Raw genomic sequence first — 16456 nt, forward strand, 5'->3', positions numbered from 1 at the left:
GCGCGCGGCAAGCGGCGTTCAGGATGCCGTGGCAACGCGGGGTTGCGCCGCCCTGGCGCCGCCCCAGATCACCCAGGCCACCAGGGCGAATTCGATGCCATAGGCCAGCCGCTCGGCCAGCACCAACGCGGCATGCCCCGCCGCCGGCTCGAGGTTCGAATAAATCTTGCTGAGATTGAGCGCCATGTGCAGCACGATGACGGGCCACAGGCCGCCGGTACTGTAGCGCACGGCGGCAAACATCATGCCGGACAGACACGTGGCCAGCGCCCACCACGCCGCGTGCTGCCAATTGCCGTCCATGAATCCATGGATCAGGTGCATGGCGCCAAACAGCAGGCCGGAGAGGACGATGCCCTTCCAGCGGGGCAGGCTGAGCAGCAGGGCGAAGATCACGCCACGGAACAGCAGCTCTTCGCCAAAGGCATTGATCAACTGGATCACCACTTCCGTGCCCAGCGGACGCTGTGGAGGAATGTGCACGCCCATCGGCAGGAACAGTACGCACAGCAGCAGGCTGGCGAAAAACACCTTGCCAGGCTTACTCTGGCCGATGTGAAGGCCGACCTGCCGCCACAGGCCCAGGCTGTGCACCAGTACCAGCGGCAACACCACGGTCGAGGCAAACGCCAGCAGCTTGACTTTGCCATACGCCGCGGCCGGCGCGTACGCCATGCCGGCCTTGAGGATCAGTGTGGTAACGAGGAATTGCAGGGCCGCGCAACCTGTGGCGGCAAAGACGGGATGCCTGGCGGCGGCTTGGCGTAGTGACACAATAATCTCCTGTTGTTATTAAGAAAGATCAACATTGTGTCGGGCATGGCAGCGCCAGTCGCAATCCATGCGACAAAGTGCAGGATTGGCGGGCCAGAATGCAAAATCGCCGTTCGGCCGCCATGCCGCCGGCACCGGGCCGATCCAGGCAGTGGACAATGTCCGCATCGGCGGCATGGCCTTTACCGCGCCGCCCTTGATTCAATGGCCGGCGCCACCAGTTAATGGACTTCCGCCAGCCGCCGAGAACCACCATGATCCCCTTTTCCGTACTCGATCTCTCCCCCATCACCGAAGGCAGCGACGCGCGCACCTCGTTCGCCAACACGCTCGATCTCGCGCGCCATGCGGAACACCTGGGCTACCGGCGCTTCTGGCTGGCGGAACATCACGGCATGCCCGGCATCGCCAGCGCCGCCACCGCCGTGCTGCTGGGGCACGTCGCCGGGGGCACGCAATCGATCAAGGTGGGCGCGGGCGGCATCATGCTGCCCAACCATGCGCCGCTGGTGATTGCCGAGCAATTCGGCACGCTGGAATCGCTGTACCCCGGCCGCATCGAACTGGGCCTGGGCCGCGCGCCCGGCTCCGACCACACCACGGCGCGCGCGCTGCGCCGCAACCTGGCGACCGATCCGGAAGAATTTCCGCAAGACGTGGTGGAATTGATGGAATACTTTGCCGGTTCACCGCGCCGCCCCGTCAAGGCTGTACCGGGCGCCGGGTTGCACGTGCCGATCTGGATACTGGGATCGAGCCTGTTCGGCGCCCAGCTGGCCGCGGCGCTGGGCTTGCCGTTCGCGTTCGCATCCCACTTCGCACCGGCCATGATGATGCAGGCGATCGAGCTGTACCGGACACAATTCCGCCCATCCGCCACGTTGGGACAGCCGTATGTGATGCTGGGATATAACATCTTTGCGGCCGATACGGACGACGAGGCGCAGTTGCTGGCGACATCGATGCAGCAAGCCTTCGTCAACCTGCGCAGCGGCAGGCCGGGCAAGCTGCAGCCGCCATCGCCCGGCTACCTGGAGCGGCTGGAGCCATCGCAACGCGCGATGCTGGACCAGGTGCTGTCGTGCGCGGCGATCGGATCACCGGCCACCGTGCGGCGCTCCGTGCAAGACTTCATTGCCCGCACCGGCGCCGATGAATTGATGATCACGTCGCAGATTTTCGACCATGGCGCGCGCCTGCATTCCTACACACTGGCGGCGCGCATCCGCGAAGGCGCGTAACCCGGCGCTCAGCCCGGCCGCATGCAAATGCGGTTGCGCCCGCCCTGCTTCGCTTCGTACAGCATGGCGTCGGCGCGCAGGAACAACTCATTTTCCGTCTTGAAGTCGGGATAGGCCGCCACGCCGCCGCTGAACGAGAACCGGCGCGTATCGCCCGGCTTGACTTCAAACGGGATCGCGCCGAACGCCTGGCGCAGCGCATCCATCTTTTCCCAGCCCTGCTCCAGCGTGCAATCCCAGAACACCATGACGAATTCCTCGCCGCCGAAACGGCTCAGCAAGTCGTCTTCGCCCATGCTGGGCGCCAGGGTCAGCGCCAGGCGCTTGATGACGATGTCGCCGAAGTAGTGGCCCCACGTATCGTTGATGGTCTTGAATTTGTCGATGTCGACCACGCCGAACGCCAGCGGCCGGTTTTCCCGCGCCGCGCGGCGGATCAGGTCTTGCGCCTTCTTTTGCAAGCCGATCTTGTTCAACAGCCCCGTGGCGCGGTCCTTGCCGATCAAGTCCTTGTTGATGCGGATTTTATTGGCGCGGTTGACCAGTTGCGACGCCAGCACGCCGGGGTCCGTCATCAGCAGGATGTCGTCAAAGCCGGTGGCCAGCGCGCGCGCCGTGACGGCGGCGTCGGGCTGGCGCTGCAACAGCATGATTTCCCGCACCGGGTCCGCTTCGATGTTTTTCTTCAATACCCGCACGATGGCTTCCGTACGCGCATATTCGGCTTCCGTGATCAGCACCATGTCCGGTTGCAGGTCCTTGACGCGCAAATGCAAGGTCTGCGCGTCGGTATGGTGGATCACTTCGAGCCGGCGATGCATCAGCGCACCGTCGTCCAGCCCCACAGGTTCACCCAGGTACATCAGGCGCACCAGGTCACCCCGTTTGCGCTGGACAAACAAGTTAAACAGTTTATCCACCAGCACGTCGTTGGCGATCGGCTTTTCCGCGTAGGCCAGGCAATTGCTGTCGACCAGGCGCTGCTGCAGCAGGAAGCGGCCGCCCTGGCGCGCGCTTTGCAGGTAGACATAGCTCTGGTCGCCAGGCAGGCGTTGCAGCAATTCGCTCAGCATCAGCGTCTTGCGGCTGTCCGCCATGTCGGACTGCATATTGTGCAGTGCATCGAGGTCGATCACGAACAGGCTGTGCCCCCCGTCGCACACGACGGCTTCCACGAAGTCCCGCACTTCGTTGAAGAAGCGGATGTCGAAATCGTATTTGTGTGCATGCAACAGCAGTTCGGCCTGGTTATCCTTGATAAAGAAACTCTGCGACAGCAGCATTACCTGGTTCTTGTAGAGCGGTGCTTCACTTGCCATGCTGGGTTGCTTTCAAAAGGGTTTCCGGGCTTGGCAACACCTTACACAAGAAATGCCATCCGCGCAGCACCAACGTTCTATTTTCGTGCCGGAAAGGCCACGCGGAACAGCATTCCGCAGTGGAAGATCACTTCAGGTTACCCGGACGGCACAACTGCTACAATCCCGGGTTTCCTTCTTCTTCGAGCGTGATTCCATGTCTGCCCTGCCTCCCTGCCCGCAATGTTCCTCCACCCTGACCTATGAAGACGGCACGGGCCAGTATGTTTGCCCGGAGTGCGCACACGAATGGCCCGTGGCCGGCGATGCGCCGGCCGAGACCGCCCGCGTGTGGCGCGATGCGTCCGGCAATGTGCTGCAGGATGGCGACACGGTCGTCGTCATCAAGGACTTGAAGCTGAAAGGCGGTGGCGGCGTGGTCAAGCAAGGCACCAAGGTGAAAAACATCCGCCTGGTCGATGGCGACCATGATATCGACTGCAAGATCGATGGCTTCGGCCAGATGGGCCTGAAAACGGAATTCGTGCGCAAGGCCTGAGCTTGAGTTTTACCGATTGCCCGCCAATACTGGTAGTCCCACCGTCGACTCCGAGAGGCTACCATGGACGAGCAAGCGAACGTGAATGTCGTCAGGCAGTGCTATGACGCCTTCCAGAAAGGCGACATCGCCAGCCTGAAATCGTATTTTGCCGAAGACATTGCATGGGAATTGCCCGACGTGCCGGGTGCGCCGTTCACCGGGCGGCGCCACGGCGTGGCGCGCGTCATGGAATTTTTCGAGCAAATGACCGCAGCGCAGGACGTCAATGTGTTCGAGCCCATGGAATTCATTGCGCAGGGCCCGCGCGTGGTGGTGCTGGGCCACTACAGTTTCACGGTGCGCGCCACTGGCAAGCGATATGCAAGTGACTGGGTGCACGTCTTCACGGTGCGCGACGGGAAAATCACGGCGCTGCGTGAATTCCTCGACACCCACGTGGCGGAAGCCGCGTACCGCTGACGGTTCCCGGACTGCGCCGGATCAGGCTTTCCTGCCCTTGCCGGTGGCAGCCATGTACAGGGTTTTCGCGTCCTTGTGCGCCTGGTCGATATTGCGCAGGCGCTTGTCATCGTCGTGCTTGACGAAAAACTCGGCATCCTGCGCGTCGACCACGATCTTGATGGCCGCCTTGTCGGCCAGGTCATACTTTTCGACGATCAGGGTCGTCACTTCATCCAGGTATTCTTCGTAAGTCATGGCTGTTCCTCGCGGCTGCGTTTCAATCAAGGCGACACTATAACCGCAGCCGCCCCGTGCCGGTTACTTCGCCCGCGTGTAGACCAGCTCCATCCACTTCATGTCCTTGCCGCCCGGCCCCGGCCCCCACATTTCCAGCTTGTGGCTATCGTTGCCGGTGATGGTGGTGGTCATCGTGTACGGCACTTCCTTGTCGCTCATGGGGTCGGACATCGTGCCCTGGTATTTGATGGTGTTGCCGCTCATGGCGCCGCGCGCCAGCGTCATGCCCGTGCTGCCGGAATCGATCCAGCTGCCGAAGTATTTCTTCGTCACGTTGTCATAGCCCTGCAATCCCATGCCGGTAAATGGCTGGCCGCCATACGTGCCCTGGAAATGCTCTTCGATGTAGCGCCCGCCCATGATCCATTTGCGCTCGGACGTGCCGGTGCTTTCTTCCGGCGGTTTGGCCGGGTCCATCCAGGACTTGGATTTGACGGTGAACTTGCCCACCAGCGGTTCCAGCTTCTTGTGCGCGTCGCCGGGCTTGCCCGCTTGCGTCATCTTGTCCCACATGGCTTTTTCCGCCGCCGAGGGCGCCGCCGGCTTCGGCGTATCCGCCGCCAGCGCCATGCTTGCCACGTGGAGACCGGCTGCCACGACCAGAGACTGCACGATACGGTTCTGCTTCATATCAAAGCTCCTGTTCTGCAGGGTGGTGAGAGGACCATTGTAAGCAGGGGTTGAGCGGGCAAACAATTAATAAAATGCATTAAATCCAAGTTTATTATGCATGATGCGCCTTAAATAAAAACAGGAAGCGGATCGCTCCGCTTCCCGCGTTATCGCATCACTGCCTGAATTACTGCTGCGCGACGCCCTGGTTGCGCGAGGGCACAAACTCTTCCATCACGGCCTTGCGCAGCACCGCGGGCGGCACCAGGCCTTGCGCCAGCACGAAGTCGTTGAAGGCCTTGCGGTCGAATTTCGTGCGCAGCGCCACTTCAGCGGCCTGGCGGGTTTCCATCAGGCGCTGGTAGCCATAGAAGTACGACGTGGCCTGGCCCGGAGCGCGGAACGTGTAGCGCTGCATTTCCTGTGTCGCCATGCCTTCCGACAGGCCCACTTCATCCATCAGGAACGACTTCACGCCCTCCGGCGAGATTTCACCCAGGTTGACCATCGGGTCGAGGAAGGCGCGCGCGGCGCGCTGCATGCGGGCCTGCAGCGCAAACAGCTGCCCGTCCAGCGGCTCGTACGGTTGCATTTCCGCTTCCGCGTACAGCGCCCAGCCTTCCACGTTGACGCTGTTGAAGGCAAACACGCCGCGCGCCGTGGACACGCCCGTTTCAATCATCTTCGCGAACTGCAGTTCATGGCCGGGACGCGCTTCGTGCGCCGTCAACGTCCACGTGCCGGCCTGGTGGGTGAAGTCGTCAAACACCTTGGCCTTGCCGCTGGCGTCCGGCGGCATGCCGGTGGTCAGCACGAACTCGCCATATTCACCCGTGTTGCCGATCAGGCGCGGCGGGTTCATGTGCGGTGCGGGCTGGGCCGCGTTCTCGGCCGGCGACGCCAGGCGGATCACGGCTTTCCGGTCCGGCAGGGTCACCACGCTTTGTTCGCGCACGGCAGCTTCGATCTGCGCCAGGCGCTCCTGGTACAGCGGCATCACATTGTCGAGCGGGATTTGCTGCTTCTTCAGCTCGCGCATCACGAAGCGGTAGTCGGCGTTCGGCAGGTTGCGCTCCCTGGCGATCAGGCCGGCCGTGATGTTCATCTGGTTGCGGATTTCCGAGAACGACGTCAGCGCCTTGGAAATCAATTCCTGCGGGCTGATGTCGACGCCGAACTGCTTCAGGTTGTCCGCATACATTTCCGGCGGCAGGCGGTGGTCGCTGCGGGCGCGCGGCAGGATTTGCTTGCGCACGTTGTCGTTATACGCGGTCAGCTGCTTTTCCAGCGCCGCATAGGTCGGTTCCCAGCCTTCCAGGCCGCTCTTGGCCAGCAAATCCTTGATCCCCTTGAGCATGGTCGGCGCATCGTTCAGCGCCTGCTCCACCTGGCCCTTGTAGGGGCCCAGCAATTTCGGGTTGGCTTTCAGGCGCTCGTTCAGGCGGTCTTCCGCCAGTTCCGTGATCGGACGGTAGCCCTTGGCCAGGCCCGCATATTTTTGCAGGCGCACCAGCAGGGTTTTCTGGCGCTCTTTCGGGATGCGCGGGTCCAGCGTCTGGCGCACCACGCCGAACAGCAGGCGGTTCAAGTCCTGGTATGGCAGCATCAGCTTGCGCTGCAAGGCATTGCTGACCAGGTTTTCATTGGCGGCATTGATGAGGATTTCCAGATCCTGTTTGATTTTGGGATCCGTTTCCGTTTTCATGCGTTTTTGCAGTTCCGCCACCACGGCGCGCGTATCCTTGACGCTGGCGTCGTACAGGTCGCGCGACATGTCGGTGATCTGCTCGTCGTAGCCATCCACGCCCAGCGAACTGGCGCTCTCCGGCGAATATTTCGCCATCACGTTCAGCAACAGCTTGGCATTGTCATTGCTCTTCGCCACCCAGGCTGGTTCGGCGGCAGCGGCGCTGCCGGCCAGGGAAGCAAACGCCAGGGTAATGGCGCCCAGCATGGCCTTGGATTTCCAATTCGGTTTCTGCATCGGATTCTTTCATTGTGGTTGTTAGGACAACATCTCCCCTGCGTTGGGTAAAACGCTGACAAAGTATAGGAATCCCCTGAGCCGGCGGACAGGCATATGCGACAGATGGCAGAAAACCGGCGCTGAAATGACGTTTTCGCGTGGTTTAAGAGGGGTTACCGCGCCGCCGGGCCAGCTTGCGCCATGCGGCAAGCGCGTCGTCCACCACCGGGACGATAGCCAGCACCACCAGCAGCAGCGCCAGGATGACAGTGGCGCCGTAGCCGATGCGCGTAAAACTCAGCGCGCCGGCGACGCCGCCGGCGAAGAAGGCGCCGGCCAGCGCCAGCAGGATGCGCAGCCGCGCGAAGTCGGCCCGGACCGGCGGCATGCCGGGCGTGGCATTCCAGTACGCCATCTTGCCCAGTTCGATGCCGATGTCGGTCATCAGCCCCGTGATGTGCGTGGTACGGATTTCCGCGTTGGACAGCTTGGTGATGACGGCGTTTTGCAGCCCCATCGTGAAGCACAGCAGCATCACGGTGACGGGAATGAACAACAGGTCGATTTGCGCCAGACGCGCACCCAGCACGCCGAAGCCCAGCAACAGCGCCGCTTCCACCAGCAGCGGCAACGCATAGGTGCTGTGCAATTGATGGCGCCGCGCATAGTTGACCATGATGGCGGAACAAGCCGCGCCGGCCAGGAACGACAGCAGCGCGCCCAGGCCGTCGAGCGCCAGATTGGCGGCGCCCATGGCCAGGTTATCCGCCATCGACGAGACGATGCCCGTCATATGCGACGTGTACTGGTGCACGGCCAGGAAGCCGCCGGCGTTGGCGGCGCCGGCGATGAACGCCAGCGCGATGCCCAGGTGGCGGTTACTGGCGGCGGCGCGCTGCGCGCCCGTCAACTGGCGGATATAGTGAATCGGCATGCCTCATGATACTCCGGAGCAAGCCGCTGTCGCACGGATTATCAGGGTCACGTGCCCCCGCCGCGGTAAGCGCCCGGCGTGACGCCGCACAGTTGCCGGAATGCCCGGCGGAACGCGTTTTCATCGTTGAAACCACACTGCAGCGCCACCGTCAACACCGGCACGCGTTGCTGTGAAAGCAGTTGTTTCGCATGCTCGATGCGGCAGCGCATGATGTAGCGCGCCGGCGGCATGCCGACTGCCGCGGCGAAGCGGCGGTTGAAATTGCGCTCGCTCATCGACGCGCGGCGCGCCACGTCCGGCACCGTCAACGGTTGCATGAACTGGCGTTCGATATACGCCTGCGCCTGGCGGATGCGGTCATCCGGGTGCTGGCGCCAGGCGGCGCTGGCCAGCGCAAACTGGCCATAACTTGGCTGCTGCGTGGAGTTGGCAAACCGCGCCAGCTTACGCGCCGCCTTGTCGCCATAAAAATGCGCGACCAGGTAGGCGCAGGCATCGATGGCGGGATTGATGCTGGCGGCCGTCACGACGCGGCCATCGATGGCCAGCGGCGCGTCCGGCAGGCAGTGGATGGCGGGATAGTGGTTGCGCAAGGTCAGCCAGTCGGCGGGATTGCACGCCGCTTCCCGCCCGTCCAGCAACCCGGTTTCCGCCAGCAACCGCACGCTGCTGGTGATCGCCACGATAATCGCGCCGTCCGCATACGCCTGGCGCAGCCATGCGGCCAGCGCGGCGCCGACCGCGCGCCGTCCCCGGTCCGGGAAATAAAACGCGGGCAGGAAAATCACCTGGGCCGGCGGCGCAGCCTCCACGCCCACGTCCGGCGTCAGCTGCGTGCCCGTGAACGACGCGACCGGCGCGCTGGTGGGCCCCACCACCGTCACGTCAAACAGGGCCGGGCCGCGCTGCAAGGTGCCGGCCACCGCCAGCAATTCGCGGATCAAATGAATGCTGCCCAGCCAGCAATCGGCATCGGCATACATCGCGACCTGCACTGGCGGCTGGGACATGGCTCGTCTGAAAATGAATGGATATTGGCTGAATTATATGCTTACCGGCGATGCTGTTTCGCTAGCATGACTCATCACCATCATGGAGCAATGCAATGGCCCGTCCCGAGATCATCAGCAAGGAAGAATTGAAGCAGTTGGCGCAAACATCGGCGTGGCGCGCATGGTGGGGCGTCGCCGTCAACTATGGCATCCTGGCCGGTGCGTTTGCCCTGCCCGTGCTGTGGCGCCACCCGCTGGCATGGGCCGTGGCGGCCATCGTGCTGGCGGGCCGCGCGCAAGCCTTCGGCATCCTCGCGCACGACGCCTGCCACCTCGCGTATTTCCCGTCGCGCCGCCTCAATGAATGGGCGGGTAAATGGCTGTTCGGCGCGCTGCCCAACCTGTCCTTCACGCGCTACCGCAAGGGCCACCTGGAACACCACCGCCTGGCCGGCACGGAACTGGATCCCGACCATGGCTTTATCGCCGGTTATCCGGCCAGCCGCGCCAGCCTGTTGCGCAAACTGGCGCGCGACCTTTCCGGCCTCAATGGCGTGAAAAACATTGCGTATCAATTAAAGGGAATCGAAGCGGAAAGCACCCTGCCCTTCCTGGCCACGCACGGCGCGCTGCTGGGCGCGTTATGGCTGGCGGGCGCCCCGGAAACCTATGCGTGCTGGTGGCTGGGACAATTGTTCGTGTTCCCGCTGCTGGTGCGCCTGCGCGTGATGAGCGAGCACGGCGGCCTGCCAGACGCCATGTCGCGCGATCCGCGCCTGAGTGTGGGCACGACCTTATCCGGCCCGCTGGCGCGGCTGCTGGTGACGCCCAACAACGTGAATTATCACGTCGAACACCACTTGTCCGCGGCCGTGCCGTCATACCGGCTGCGCGCATTCCACCGGTTGCTGGTGCAGCGCGGATATTACGAAGGCGCCGCGTGCGTGGCGCCTTCGCTGTGGGCCGTGGTGCGGCGCTGCACCGCGGCGGCGGGCGCCGCCGCACCGCGCGCCCAGGGCAGGCGCACGCGCAGCATCTTCGACAACATGACCTGACTTACGCCCCCTTCATCTGGGCCAGCACCGGTCCCAGGCGCCGGCCCATTTCCTCGCCCAGCGCCTGCAAGCCGGACAGCGGGCGCACCATCACTTCGAATTCCACGATCCTGCCCTGTTCGTCGAAGCGGATCATGTCGATGCCTTTCAACTCCTTGCCGTGCACCGTGGCGGAAAATTCCAGCACCACGGACAAGCCGTCCGCGCTGGCCAGTTCGCGGTGATAGGTAAAGCCTTCGAATACATCGATGACGGTGCCCAGGATCATGCTGGTTGCTTGCGGGCCCGGATAGGGCGTATGCGCCATCGGCGAGCGGAACACGACGCCGGGAGCCAGCAGCGCCGGCAATGCCCCCAGCTCGCGCCGCGCCACCATCGCATGCCACTGTTTCAGCGATGCGGCGGCAGCGTCCTGCAACTGTGGTTCAGCCATGCTGCCTCCCGTTCAAATGGCGGCCGCGACGCGCGAACCCTGGTTGATGGCACGCTTGGCGTCCAGTTCCGCCGCCACATCGGCGCCGCCCACCAGGTGCACGCTTTGTCCCGCGGCCACCAGCGCTTCCTGCAATTCGCGCAACGGTTCCTGCCCCGCACACACGATCACCGTGTCGACCGGCAGCACTTCCGGTTCGCCGTCCGCCACGCGCACGTGCAAGCCGGCGTCGTCGATTTTCAGGTATTCGACCGAGCTGAGCATCTTGACCTTTTTCTTTTGCAAGCCGGCGCGGTGGATCCAGCCCGTGGTCTTGCCCAGCTGGGCGCCGACCTTCTGTTCCTTGCGCTGCAACAGGAACACCTGGCGCGGCGACGCATGCGGCTGCGCCGCGATACCGGCCACGCCGCCGCGCGCTTCCAGCGTGCTATCGATGCCCCACTCTTTCCAGAATGCGTCGCGGTCGAGGCTGGTCGATTCGCCCTGGTGCGTGATCAGTTCCGACACGTCGAAACCGATGCCGCCGGCGCCGATCACGGCCACGCTCTTGCCCACTTCCTTGCGTCCCAGGATCGCGTCCAGGTAGCTGATGACTTTCGGGTGGTCGATACCGGGAATGCCCGGCGTGCGCGGCGCGATGCCGGTGGCCAGCACCACTTCGTCAAAGCCGCCCTGCGCCAGCTGGTCGGCCGATACGCGGGTATTCAGGCGCACGTCGACACCGGTGGTTTCCAGCTTGCGGCCGAAATAGCGCAGGGTTTCATAAAACTCTTCCTTGCCTGGAATGCGCTTGGCCACATTGAACTGGCCGCCGATTTCCGCGGCGCCGTCGAACAACGTGACCTGGTGGCCACGCTCCGCCGCCACGGTGGCGGCAGCCAGGCCGGCAGGGCCGGCGCCCACCACGGCGACTTTTTTCGCCACGGCGACCGGGATGTAATTCAATTCGGTTTCATGGCAGGCGCGCGGATTGACCAGGCAGCTCGTGATCTTGCCGCTGAACGTGTGGTCCAGGCACGCCTGGTTGCAGCCGATGCAGGTATTGATTTCATCGGCGCGGCCTTGCGCCGCCTTGTTGACGAAGTCCGCGTCGGCCAGGAAGGGACGGGCCATCGACACCATGTCGGCATCGCCTTCGGCCAGCACCTGCTCCGCCACTTCCGGCGTGTTGATGCGGTTGGTGGCCACCAGCGGAATGCCGACGGCGCCGCGCAGCTTGGCCGTCACCTTGGTGAACGCGGCGCGCGGCACCTTGGTGGCGATGGTCGGGATGCGCGCTTCGTGCCAGCCGATGCCGGTATTGATAATGGTGGCGCCCGCAGCTTCAATGGCCTTGGCCAGCGTGACCACTTCGTCCCAGTCGCTGCCGCCTTCCACCAGGTCCAGCATCGACAGGCGGTAAATGATGATGAAATCCTTGCCGACCGCGGCGCGCACGCGGCTGACGATTTCAATTGGCAGCCGCAGGCGGTTTTCCAGGCTGCCGCCCCAGCGGTCCGTGCGCTGGTTGACTTGCGCGGCAATGAACTGGTTGATGAAGTAGCCTTCGGAACCCATGATTTCCACGCCGTCGTAACCGGCTTCGCGCGCCAGGGTGGCGCACGTGACGAAATCGGCAATCTGCTTTTCAATTCCGGCTTCATCCAGTTCGCGCGGCGCGAACGGCGTGATCGGCGATTGCGCGGCACTCGACGACACGGCTTTCGGGCTGTACGCATAACGGCCCGCGTGCAGGATCTGCATGCAAATCTTGCCGCCCGCTTCGTGCACGGCGCGTGTGACGATGCTGTGCTGCTGCGCTTCTTCGGCCGTGGTCAGCTTGGCCGCGCCCGCATACACGCCGCCTTCCACGTTCGGGGCAATGCCGCCCGTGACGATCAGGCCCACACCGCCGCGCGCACGCTCGGCAAAGAAGGCAGCCATGCGCTCATAGCCATTCGGCGTTTCTTCCAGGCCCGTGTGCATGGAGCCCATCAATACGCGGTTTTTCAGCGTGGTGAAACCCAGGTCCAGCGGTGCCAGCAGGTGCGGGTAAGTCGTTGCCATCGGGTGAACTCCTCAGTATGAATTTATTACTGCCAACTTATCAGTGCAAAGATTGCGTTAAGGTACGGCTTTTTCAGCATCGGTGCGGCAAGTCTAGGATTCAATCTTATCAGTGTCAAGATATTTAAGCGTGATAAGATCCGCCTCCATACACACCCGGATCACCATGGCAAAAACAGCGCGCACCCGCGGCACTTACCACGTCGGCAACCTTGCACCGCAGTTACTGTCAGCGGCGCGCGACATGCTGGGCGAAGTGGGCCTGGCCAAGCTGTCGCTGCGGGCCGTGACGGAACGGGTCGGTGTCAGTTCCACCGCCGCTTACCACCACTTTGCCAACCGCGCGGAACTGGTGGCGCACCTGGCCATCCAGGGTTTCAACGAGCTGGCGCAAGCGATGGCGGACCGCGACCCGCAGGCGCCGGACGATGAAAAACTGCGCCAGGCCACCCTCGCCTACGTCCGCTTTGCCCGCGCCAATCCCGCGCTGTACCAGTTGATGTTCGGCACCGAACTGGGCGGCAGCGCGGAAATCCCCGAACTGAAGCAGGCGCGCGAAGCGTCGTTTGGCGAGCTCAAGAAAATCATCGCGGAATTGCTGGGCAAGGAAGTGCAATCGGCCGAAGTGCGCAGCGCGGCGCTGGCCGGCTGGTCGTACACGCACGGGCTGGCGTCGCTGGTGATCCACAACGTGCTGCCGGCGGGCGACGAACGCTACGTCGACCGCACGTTGCAGGGGTTTGACTACCTGTTCAAGGCCCGTTCGCCTTCATAAAATCCACCAGCGCCCGCAGCGCCGCGCTCATGTGGCGGCCGCTGGGGTAGTACAAATAAAACCGTTCGGCGGGCGGCGCCCAGTCCTGCAGCACATAGGCCAGCCGTCCCTGCGCCACCCACGGCGCCGCATACGCTTCATAGGTGTAGCACAGTCCCGCGCCATCGAGGGCCGCTTGCAGCAGCGCGGGCAAATCGTCCAGCGCCAGGCTGCCATTGGTCGCCACTTCGAGCGGTTGGCCATCATGCTGGAATTGCCACTTGTAGAGTGCGCCGCTGGGAAAGCGCAATTGCAGGCATTCGTGCGCCGCCAGCGCATGCGGCGTGGCGGGCACGCCATGGCGCGCCAGGTAGTCCGGCGTGGCGCAGACGGCAAAGCGGATGTCCGGCCCCACCGGCACGGCCACCATGTCTTGCTGCAGCAATTCGCCAAAGCGCATGCCGGCGTCGAAACCCTGTTCGACAATATCGACCACCGCATCGCTGGCCATGATGTCCAGCGCTACGTCCGGGCAGTGCGCGCGCCAGCGCGCCAATAACGGCGCCAGCACCAGTTGCGCGGCGGGACGGGGCACGTTCAGGCGCAAGCGGCCGCGCGGCATCGTGCGTTCGTCATTCAACGCATCGAGCGCGGCGGCCACGTCGGCCAGCGCCGGCTGCAGGCGCGCCAGCAAGCGCGCGCCGGCCGGGCTGGGGCTGACGCTGCGCGTGGTTCGGTTCAGCAAGCGCACGCCGAGCTCCTGCTCCAGCTTGCCGATCGCATGGCTCAGCGCGGACGGCGACACGCCCATGCCGGCGGCGGCCTTGCGGAAACTGCGGCTGTGCGCCACGCGGACAAACGCATCCAGGCCATTCAGGTCGACTGACATTAGTGAATTTTGCTCATTAACATGCTGAGCATTATGCCGATTGTTCGTACAATGCACATCCACCATACTGGCCTTTCTGACAATACGAAAGGATCCCCATGACGGCATTCGACCACAAAACCGCCCTGGTGACGGGCGCATCGTCCGGCATCGGCCTGGCCACCGCACGGGCGCTGCTGGCGCAGGGCGCACGCCGCGTCTACATCACGGGCCGCGATGCGGAAAAATTACGCGGCGCCGCCGCCAGCCTGGGCGAACGGGCCATCGCCATCGAAGCGGACAGCGCGGACATCGCCAGCCTGGCGCAATCGCATGCCGCCATCGCCCAGCGGGGCGACCGCCTCGACATCCTGTTTGCCAATGCCGGCGTGGCCGTCAACAATGTGTTCGGCGACACGTCGCCCGCCGCGTACAACGCGCTGTTCGACATCAATGTCAAAGGCGTGTTTTTCACCGTGCAAACCTTGCTGCCGCTGCTCAACGATGGCGCGTCCGTCGTCCTCAACGCATCCATTGCCGGCAACTTGGGCATGCCCAACCTGAGCCTCTACAACGCGTCGAAAGCGGCCGTGCGTTCGTTTGCCCGTTCGTGGGCCAGCGACTTGAAACCGCGCCGCATCCGCGTCAACGCCATCAGCCCCGGCGTGACACGCACGCCGATCCTGCACACGGGACTGGCCATGAACGACGCCCAGGTCGACGGCCTGGCGCAATACCTGGCCGACGCGTCGCCTGCCGGGCGCATGGCCGACGCGGAGGAAATCGCCGCCGCCGTGCTGTTCCTGGCGTCGCCGGCCGCCAGCTATGTCAATGGCGGGGAACTGGTGGTGGATGGCGGGTTCAGCCAGGTTTAACTGTCGATTGCCCAGGTTTCATGCTACCCTCGCCAATATTGGTATTAAATTGGTATGGCGTTGATATGAAAACGAAATGGAAATCGCAATGCCTGGCCGCCCTGCTGATGGCGGCCCTGCTGCCGCCAGCCCACGCTGCGGCGCCGCTGCCCGGCGTCAGCCAGTGGCCGATGGCCAGCCTGCACCCGGAGCATGACGATGACCGCGACTTGCTGCCATTCGCCCGCGCGATCGGCAACGCCCGCGTCGTCGCGCTGGCCGAGCAGACCCACGGTGGCGCCGAGGAATTCGTGCTGAAAACCCGCTTGCTGAAATACCTGCACGAAAAAATGGGCTTCGACGTGCTGTTGCTGGAAAGCGGCTTTTACGACATGGGCCGCCTGGCCGCGCGCATGCAGCGGGGCAAACAGCTGGACGACATGGCGCCCGGCAATGTGTTTTACATGTATGCGAAAAGCGCCGAGGGGCGCGCCATGCTGCAATACCTGGACCGCCAGCGTGCGCTGGGCAAGCCCATGGCGCTGGCAGGCATCGACAGCCAGCACACGGGCGCGCTGAGCATCGCCGAATTGCTGCCGGACCTGCAAGCGTTTTTGCGCCAGCACGCGCCCGCGCTGGCGACCGGTCCGGACTGGGAAGCGTACCGGACGGCGGCGCAACCGCTGTTCACGTTGCAGCGCACACCGCCGGCGCCGGACATCCGCGCGGCATTCGAACGCCACGCCGCCGCCATCGATGGCGCGCTGTGCGCCTGCATGGACGCCACTGCGGGCGGCGCCGGCTGGTGGTGTCGGGTGGCCCGCAGCGTGCACGCGCAAGCGCAAACCTACTGGAGCGGGGACACCAACTACCAGCGCGACAATGCGATGGGCGACAACGCCGTATGGCTGGCGGACACGCTGTTCAAAGGCAAAAAAGTCGTCGTGTGGGCCCATACCATTCACGTGGCGCGGGGTTTCCAGCGCACACCGGACCAGTTGCAGGCGGGCGAAGTCATGCATCGTCGCTGGGGAGCCGATTACAAGGTGGTGCAGTTGACGGCGGCCGAAGGCGAAGTGGTGGAATTTGCCAGCATGCAGCCATTCAAGGTGCCGAAGCCCGCGCCCGGCAGCCTGGAAGCGCGGCTGGCGGACAGCGGACAACGCTGGCTGGGTTTGACGGCTGCGGCGCCGGTGATGTTGCCCCAGTCGAGTTTCGATTATGCGGAACCCATGACCGGGCGGCTGGGCAAGAATTGGGATGTACTGTTTTACGTGCGCACCATGACGCCGGTGCGCATGACGCGCTGACGCGCCACCGATGATA

At 63.8% G+C, this 16456-nt stretch carries 16 protein-coding genes and 1 pseudogene; 7 read left to right on the forward strand and 10 right to left on the reverse strand.

What is annotated here, in order from left to right:
* Nucleotides 1–18 precede the first annotated feature (18 nt).
* On the reverse strand, nt 19–774 hold the full coding sequence (locus GJ700_RS35460; RefSeq protein ID WP_154374819.1) for a CPBP family intramembrane glutamic endopeptidase: 756 nt from the start codon (nt 772–774) through the stop codon (nt 19–21).
* Between the two features lie 254 nt (nt 775–1028).
* Between GJ700_RS35460 and GJ700_RS14100 the strand changes: the two genes are divergently transcribed.
* Nucleotides 1029–2015 (forward strand): LLM class flavin-dependent oxidoreductase, encoded by a 987-nt coding sequence (locus GJ700_RS14100; protein WP_154374820.1) that lies wholly within the window; start codon nt 1029–1031, stop codon nt 2013–2015.
* Nucleotides 2016–2023: 8 nt separating this feature from the next.
* On the opposite strand, the gene GJ700_RS14105 is transcribed toward GJ700_RS14100, so the two are convergent.
* Nucleotides 2024–3334: a GGDEF domain-containing protein gene (locus tag GJ700_RS14105; protein WP_154374822.1), complete on the reverse strand. Its 1311-nt coding sequence runs from the start codon at nt 3332–3334 to the stop codon at nt 2024–2026.
* A gap of 196 nt (nt 3335–3530) precedes the next feature.
* Here GJ700_RS14105 and GJ700_RS14110 point away from each other — a divergent pair, with 196 nt between their 5' ends.
* Together GJ700_RS14110 and GJ700_RS14115 are read left to right on the forward strand one after the other, a co-directional pair.
* A complete protein-coding gene (locus GJ700_RS14110; RefSeq protein ID WP_154374824.1) occupies nt 3531–3872 on the forward strand; it encodes a zinc ribbon domain-containing protein YjdM in 342 nt (113 codons plus the stop codon).
* Nucleotides 3873–3935: 63 nt separating this feature from the next.
* Nucleotides 3936–4334, forward strand: a complete 399-nt coding sequence (locus tag GJ700_RS14115) for a nuclear transport factor 2 family protein (protein WP_154374826.1) — start codon at nt 3936–3938, stop codon at nt 4332–4334.
* Nucleotides 4335–4355: 21 nt separating this feature from the next.
* Here the strand turns inward: GJ700_RS14115 and GJ700_RS14120 are convergent, their stop codons facing one another.
* The 5 genes and pseudogenes from GJ700_RS14120 to GJ700_RS14140 all read right to left on the reverse strand — a co-directional run bounded on the left by GJ700_RS14120 (nt 4356) and on the right by GJ700_RS14140 (nt 9138).
* Entirely contained in the window at nt 4356–4571 is a 216-nt protein-coding gene (locus GJ700_RS14120; protein WP_154374828.1) for a hypothetical protein, read from the reverse strand.
* Between the two features lie 63 nt (nt 4572–4634).
* Nucleotides 4635–5243: a DUF1579 domain-containing protein gene (locus GJ700_RS14125; RefSeq protein WP_154374830.1), complete on the reverse strand. Its 609-nt coding sequence runs from the start codon at nt 5241–5243 to the stop codon at nt 4635–4637.
* A gap of 169 nt (nt 5244–5412) precedes the next feature.
* Nucleotides 5413–7209: a DUF885 domain-containing protein gene (locus GJ700_RS14130; protein WP_229507002.1), complete on the reverse strand. Its 1797-nt coding sequence runs from the start codon at nt 7207–7209 to the stop codon at nt 5413–5415.
* Nucleotides 7210–7384: 175 nt separating this feature from the next.
* A pseudogene (locus tag GJ700_RS14135) lies at nt 7385–8125 on the reverse strand (YoaK family protein); the annotation flags it as partial.
* 47 nt (nt 8126–8172) lie between these two features.
* Nucleotides 8173–9138 carry a GlxA family transcriptional regulator gene (locus tag GJ700_RS14140; protein WP_154374834.1) on the reverse strand — a complete coding sequence of 322 codons (966 nt, stop codon included), beginning with the start codon at nt 9136–9138 and terminating at the stop codon, nt 8173–8175.
* Nucleotides 9139–9233: 95 nt separating this feature from the next.
* Here GJ700_RS14140 and GJ700_RS14145 point away from each other — a divergent pair, with 95 nt between their 5' ends.
* The gene (locus GJ700_RS14145) at nt 9234–10175 is read left to right on the forward strand and encodes a fatty acid desaturase family protein (RefSeq protein ID WP_154374837.1); all 942 of its coding nucleotides are present in this window, start codon (nt 9234–9236) and stop codon (nt 10173–10175) included.
* 1 nt (nt 10176) lies between these two features.
* On the opposite strand, the gene GJ700_RS14150 is transcribed toward GJ700_RS14145, so the two are convergent.
* Together GJ700_RS14150 and GJ700_RS14155 are read right to left on the reverse strand one after the other, a co-directional pair.
* On the reverse strand, nt 10177–10608 hold the full coding sequence (locus GJ700_RS14150; RefSeq protein WP_154374839.1) for a nuclear transport factor 2 family protein: 432 nt from the start codon (nt 10606–10608) through the stop codon (nt 10177–10179).
* A 12-nt stretch (nt 10609–10620) separates the two neighbouring features.
* A complete protein-coding gene (locus GJ700_RS14155) occupies nt 10621–12654 on the reverse strand; it encodes an NADPH-dependent 2,4-dienoyl-CoA reductase (RefSeq protein WP_154374841.1) in 2034 nt (677 codons plus the stop codon).
* Nucleotides 12655–12820: 166 nt separating this feature from the next.
* On the opposite strand from GJ700_RS14155, the gene GJ700_RS14160 reads away from it, so the two are divergent.
* Entirely contained in the window at nt 12821–13429 is a 609-nt protein-coding gene (locus GJ700_RS14160) for a TetR/AcrR family transcriptional regulator (RefSeq protein ID WP_154374843.1), read from the forward strand.
* On the opposite strand, the gene GJ700_RS14165 is transcribed toward GJ700_RS14160, so the two are convergent.
* The gene (locus GJ700_RS14165) at nt 13407–14297 is read right to left on the reverse strand and encodes a LysR family transcriptional regulator (RefSeq protein WP_154374845.1); all 891 of its coding nucleotides are present in this window, start codon (nt 14295–14297) and stop codon (nt 13407–13409) included. The genes GJ700_RS14160 and GJ700_RS14165 overlap by 23 nt on opposite strands.
* A 98-nt stretch (nt 14298–14395) precedes the next feature.
* Here GJ700_RS14165 and GJ700_RS14170 point away from each other — a divergent pair, with 98 nt between their 5' ends.
* Together GJ700_RS14170 and GJ700_RS14175 are read left to right on the forward strand one after the other, a co-directional pair.
* Nucleotides 14396–15151: an SDR family oxidoreductase gene (locus tag GJ700_RS14170; RefSeq protein WP_154374847.1), complete on the forward strand. Its 756-nt coding sequence runs from the start codon at nt 14396–14398 to the stop codon at nt 15149–15151.
* Between the two features lie 65 nt (nt 15152–15216).
* Entirely contained in the window at nt 15217–16440 is a 1224-nt protein-coding gene (locus GJ700_RS14175; RefSeq protein ID WP_195763898.1) for an erythromycin esterase family protein, read from the forward strand.
* Nucleotides 16441–16456: the final 16 nt, after the last annotated feature.

The organism is Pseudoduganella rivuli (assembly GCF_009674485.1).
GTDB lineage: Bacteria > Pseudomonadota > Gammaproteobacteria > Burkholderiales > Burkholderiaceae_D > Rugamonas > Rugamonas rivuli_B.

Bases quoted from the DNA above. Each gene is read 5' to 3' on its own strand.
- GJ700_RS14100 (WP_154374820.1), top strand. From the start codon at position 1,029: ATGATCCCCTTTTCCGTACTCGATCTCTCCCCCATCACCGAAGGCAGC.
- GJ700_RS14105 (WP_154374822.1), bottom strand. From the start codon at position 3,334: ATGGCAAGTGAAGCACCGCTCTACAAGAACCAGGTAATGCTGCTGTCG.
- GJ700_RS14110 (WP_154374824.1), top strand. From the start codon at position 3,531: ATGTCTGCCCTGCCTCCCTGCCCGCAATGTTCCTCCACCCTGACCTAT.
- GJ700_RS14115 (WP_154374826.1), top strand. From the start codon at position 3,936: ATGGACGAGCAAGCGAACGTGAATGTCGTCAGGCAGTGCTATGACGCC.
- GJ700_RS14120 (WP_154374828.1), bottom strand. From the start codon at position 4,571: ATGACTTACGAAGAATACCTGGATGAAGTGACGACCCTGATCGTCGAA.
- GJ700_RS14125 (WP_154374830.1), bottom strand. From the start codon at position 5,243: ATGAAGCAGAACCGTATCGTGCAGTCTCTGGTCGTGGCAGCCGGTCTC.
- GJ700_RS14130 (WP_229507002.1), bottom strand. From the start codon at position 7,209: ATGCAGAAACCGAATTGGAAATCCAAGGCCATGCTGGGCGCCATTACC.
- GJ700_RS14140 (WP_154374834.1), bottom strand. From the start codon at position 9,138: ATGTCCCAGCCGCCAGTGCAGGTCGCGATGTATGCCGATGCCGATTGC.
- GJ700_RS14145 (WP_154374837.1), top strand. From the start codon at position 9,234: ATGGCCCGTCCCGAGATCATCAGCAAGGAAGAATTGAAGCAGTTGGCG.
- GJ700_RS14150 (WP_154374839.1), bottom strand. From the start codon at position 10,608: ATGGCTGAACCACAGTTGCAGGACGCTGCCGCCGCATCGCTGAAACAG.
- GJ700_RS14155 (WP_154374841.1), bottom strand. From the start codon at position 12,654: ATGGCAACGACTTACCCGCACCTGCTGGCACCGCTGGACCTGGGTTTC.
- GJ700_RS14160 (WP_154374843.1), top strand. From the start codon at position 12,821: ATGGCAAAAACAGCGCGCACCCGCGGCACTTACCACGTCGGCAACCTT.
- GJ700_RS14165 (WP_154374845.1), bottom strand. From the start codon at position 14,297: ATGTCAGTCGACCTGAATGGCCTGGATGCGTTTGTCCGCGTGGCGCAC.
- GJ700_RS14170 (WP_154374847.1), top strand. From the start codon at position 14,396: ATGACGGCATTCGACCACAAAACCGCCCTGGTGACGGGCGCATCGTCC.
- GJ700_RS14175 (WP_195763898.1), top strand. From the start codon at position 15,217: ATGAAAACGAAATGGAAATCGCAATGCCTGGCCGCCCTGCTGATGGCG.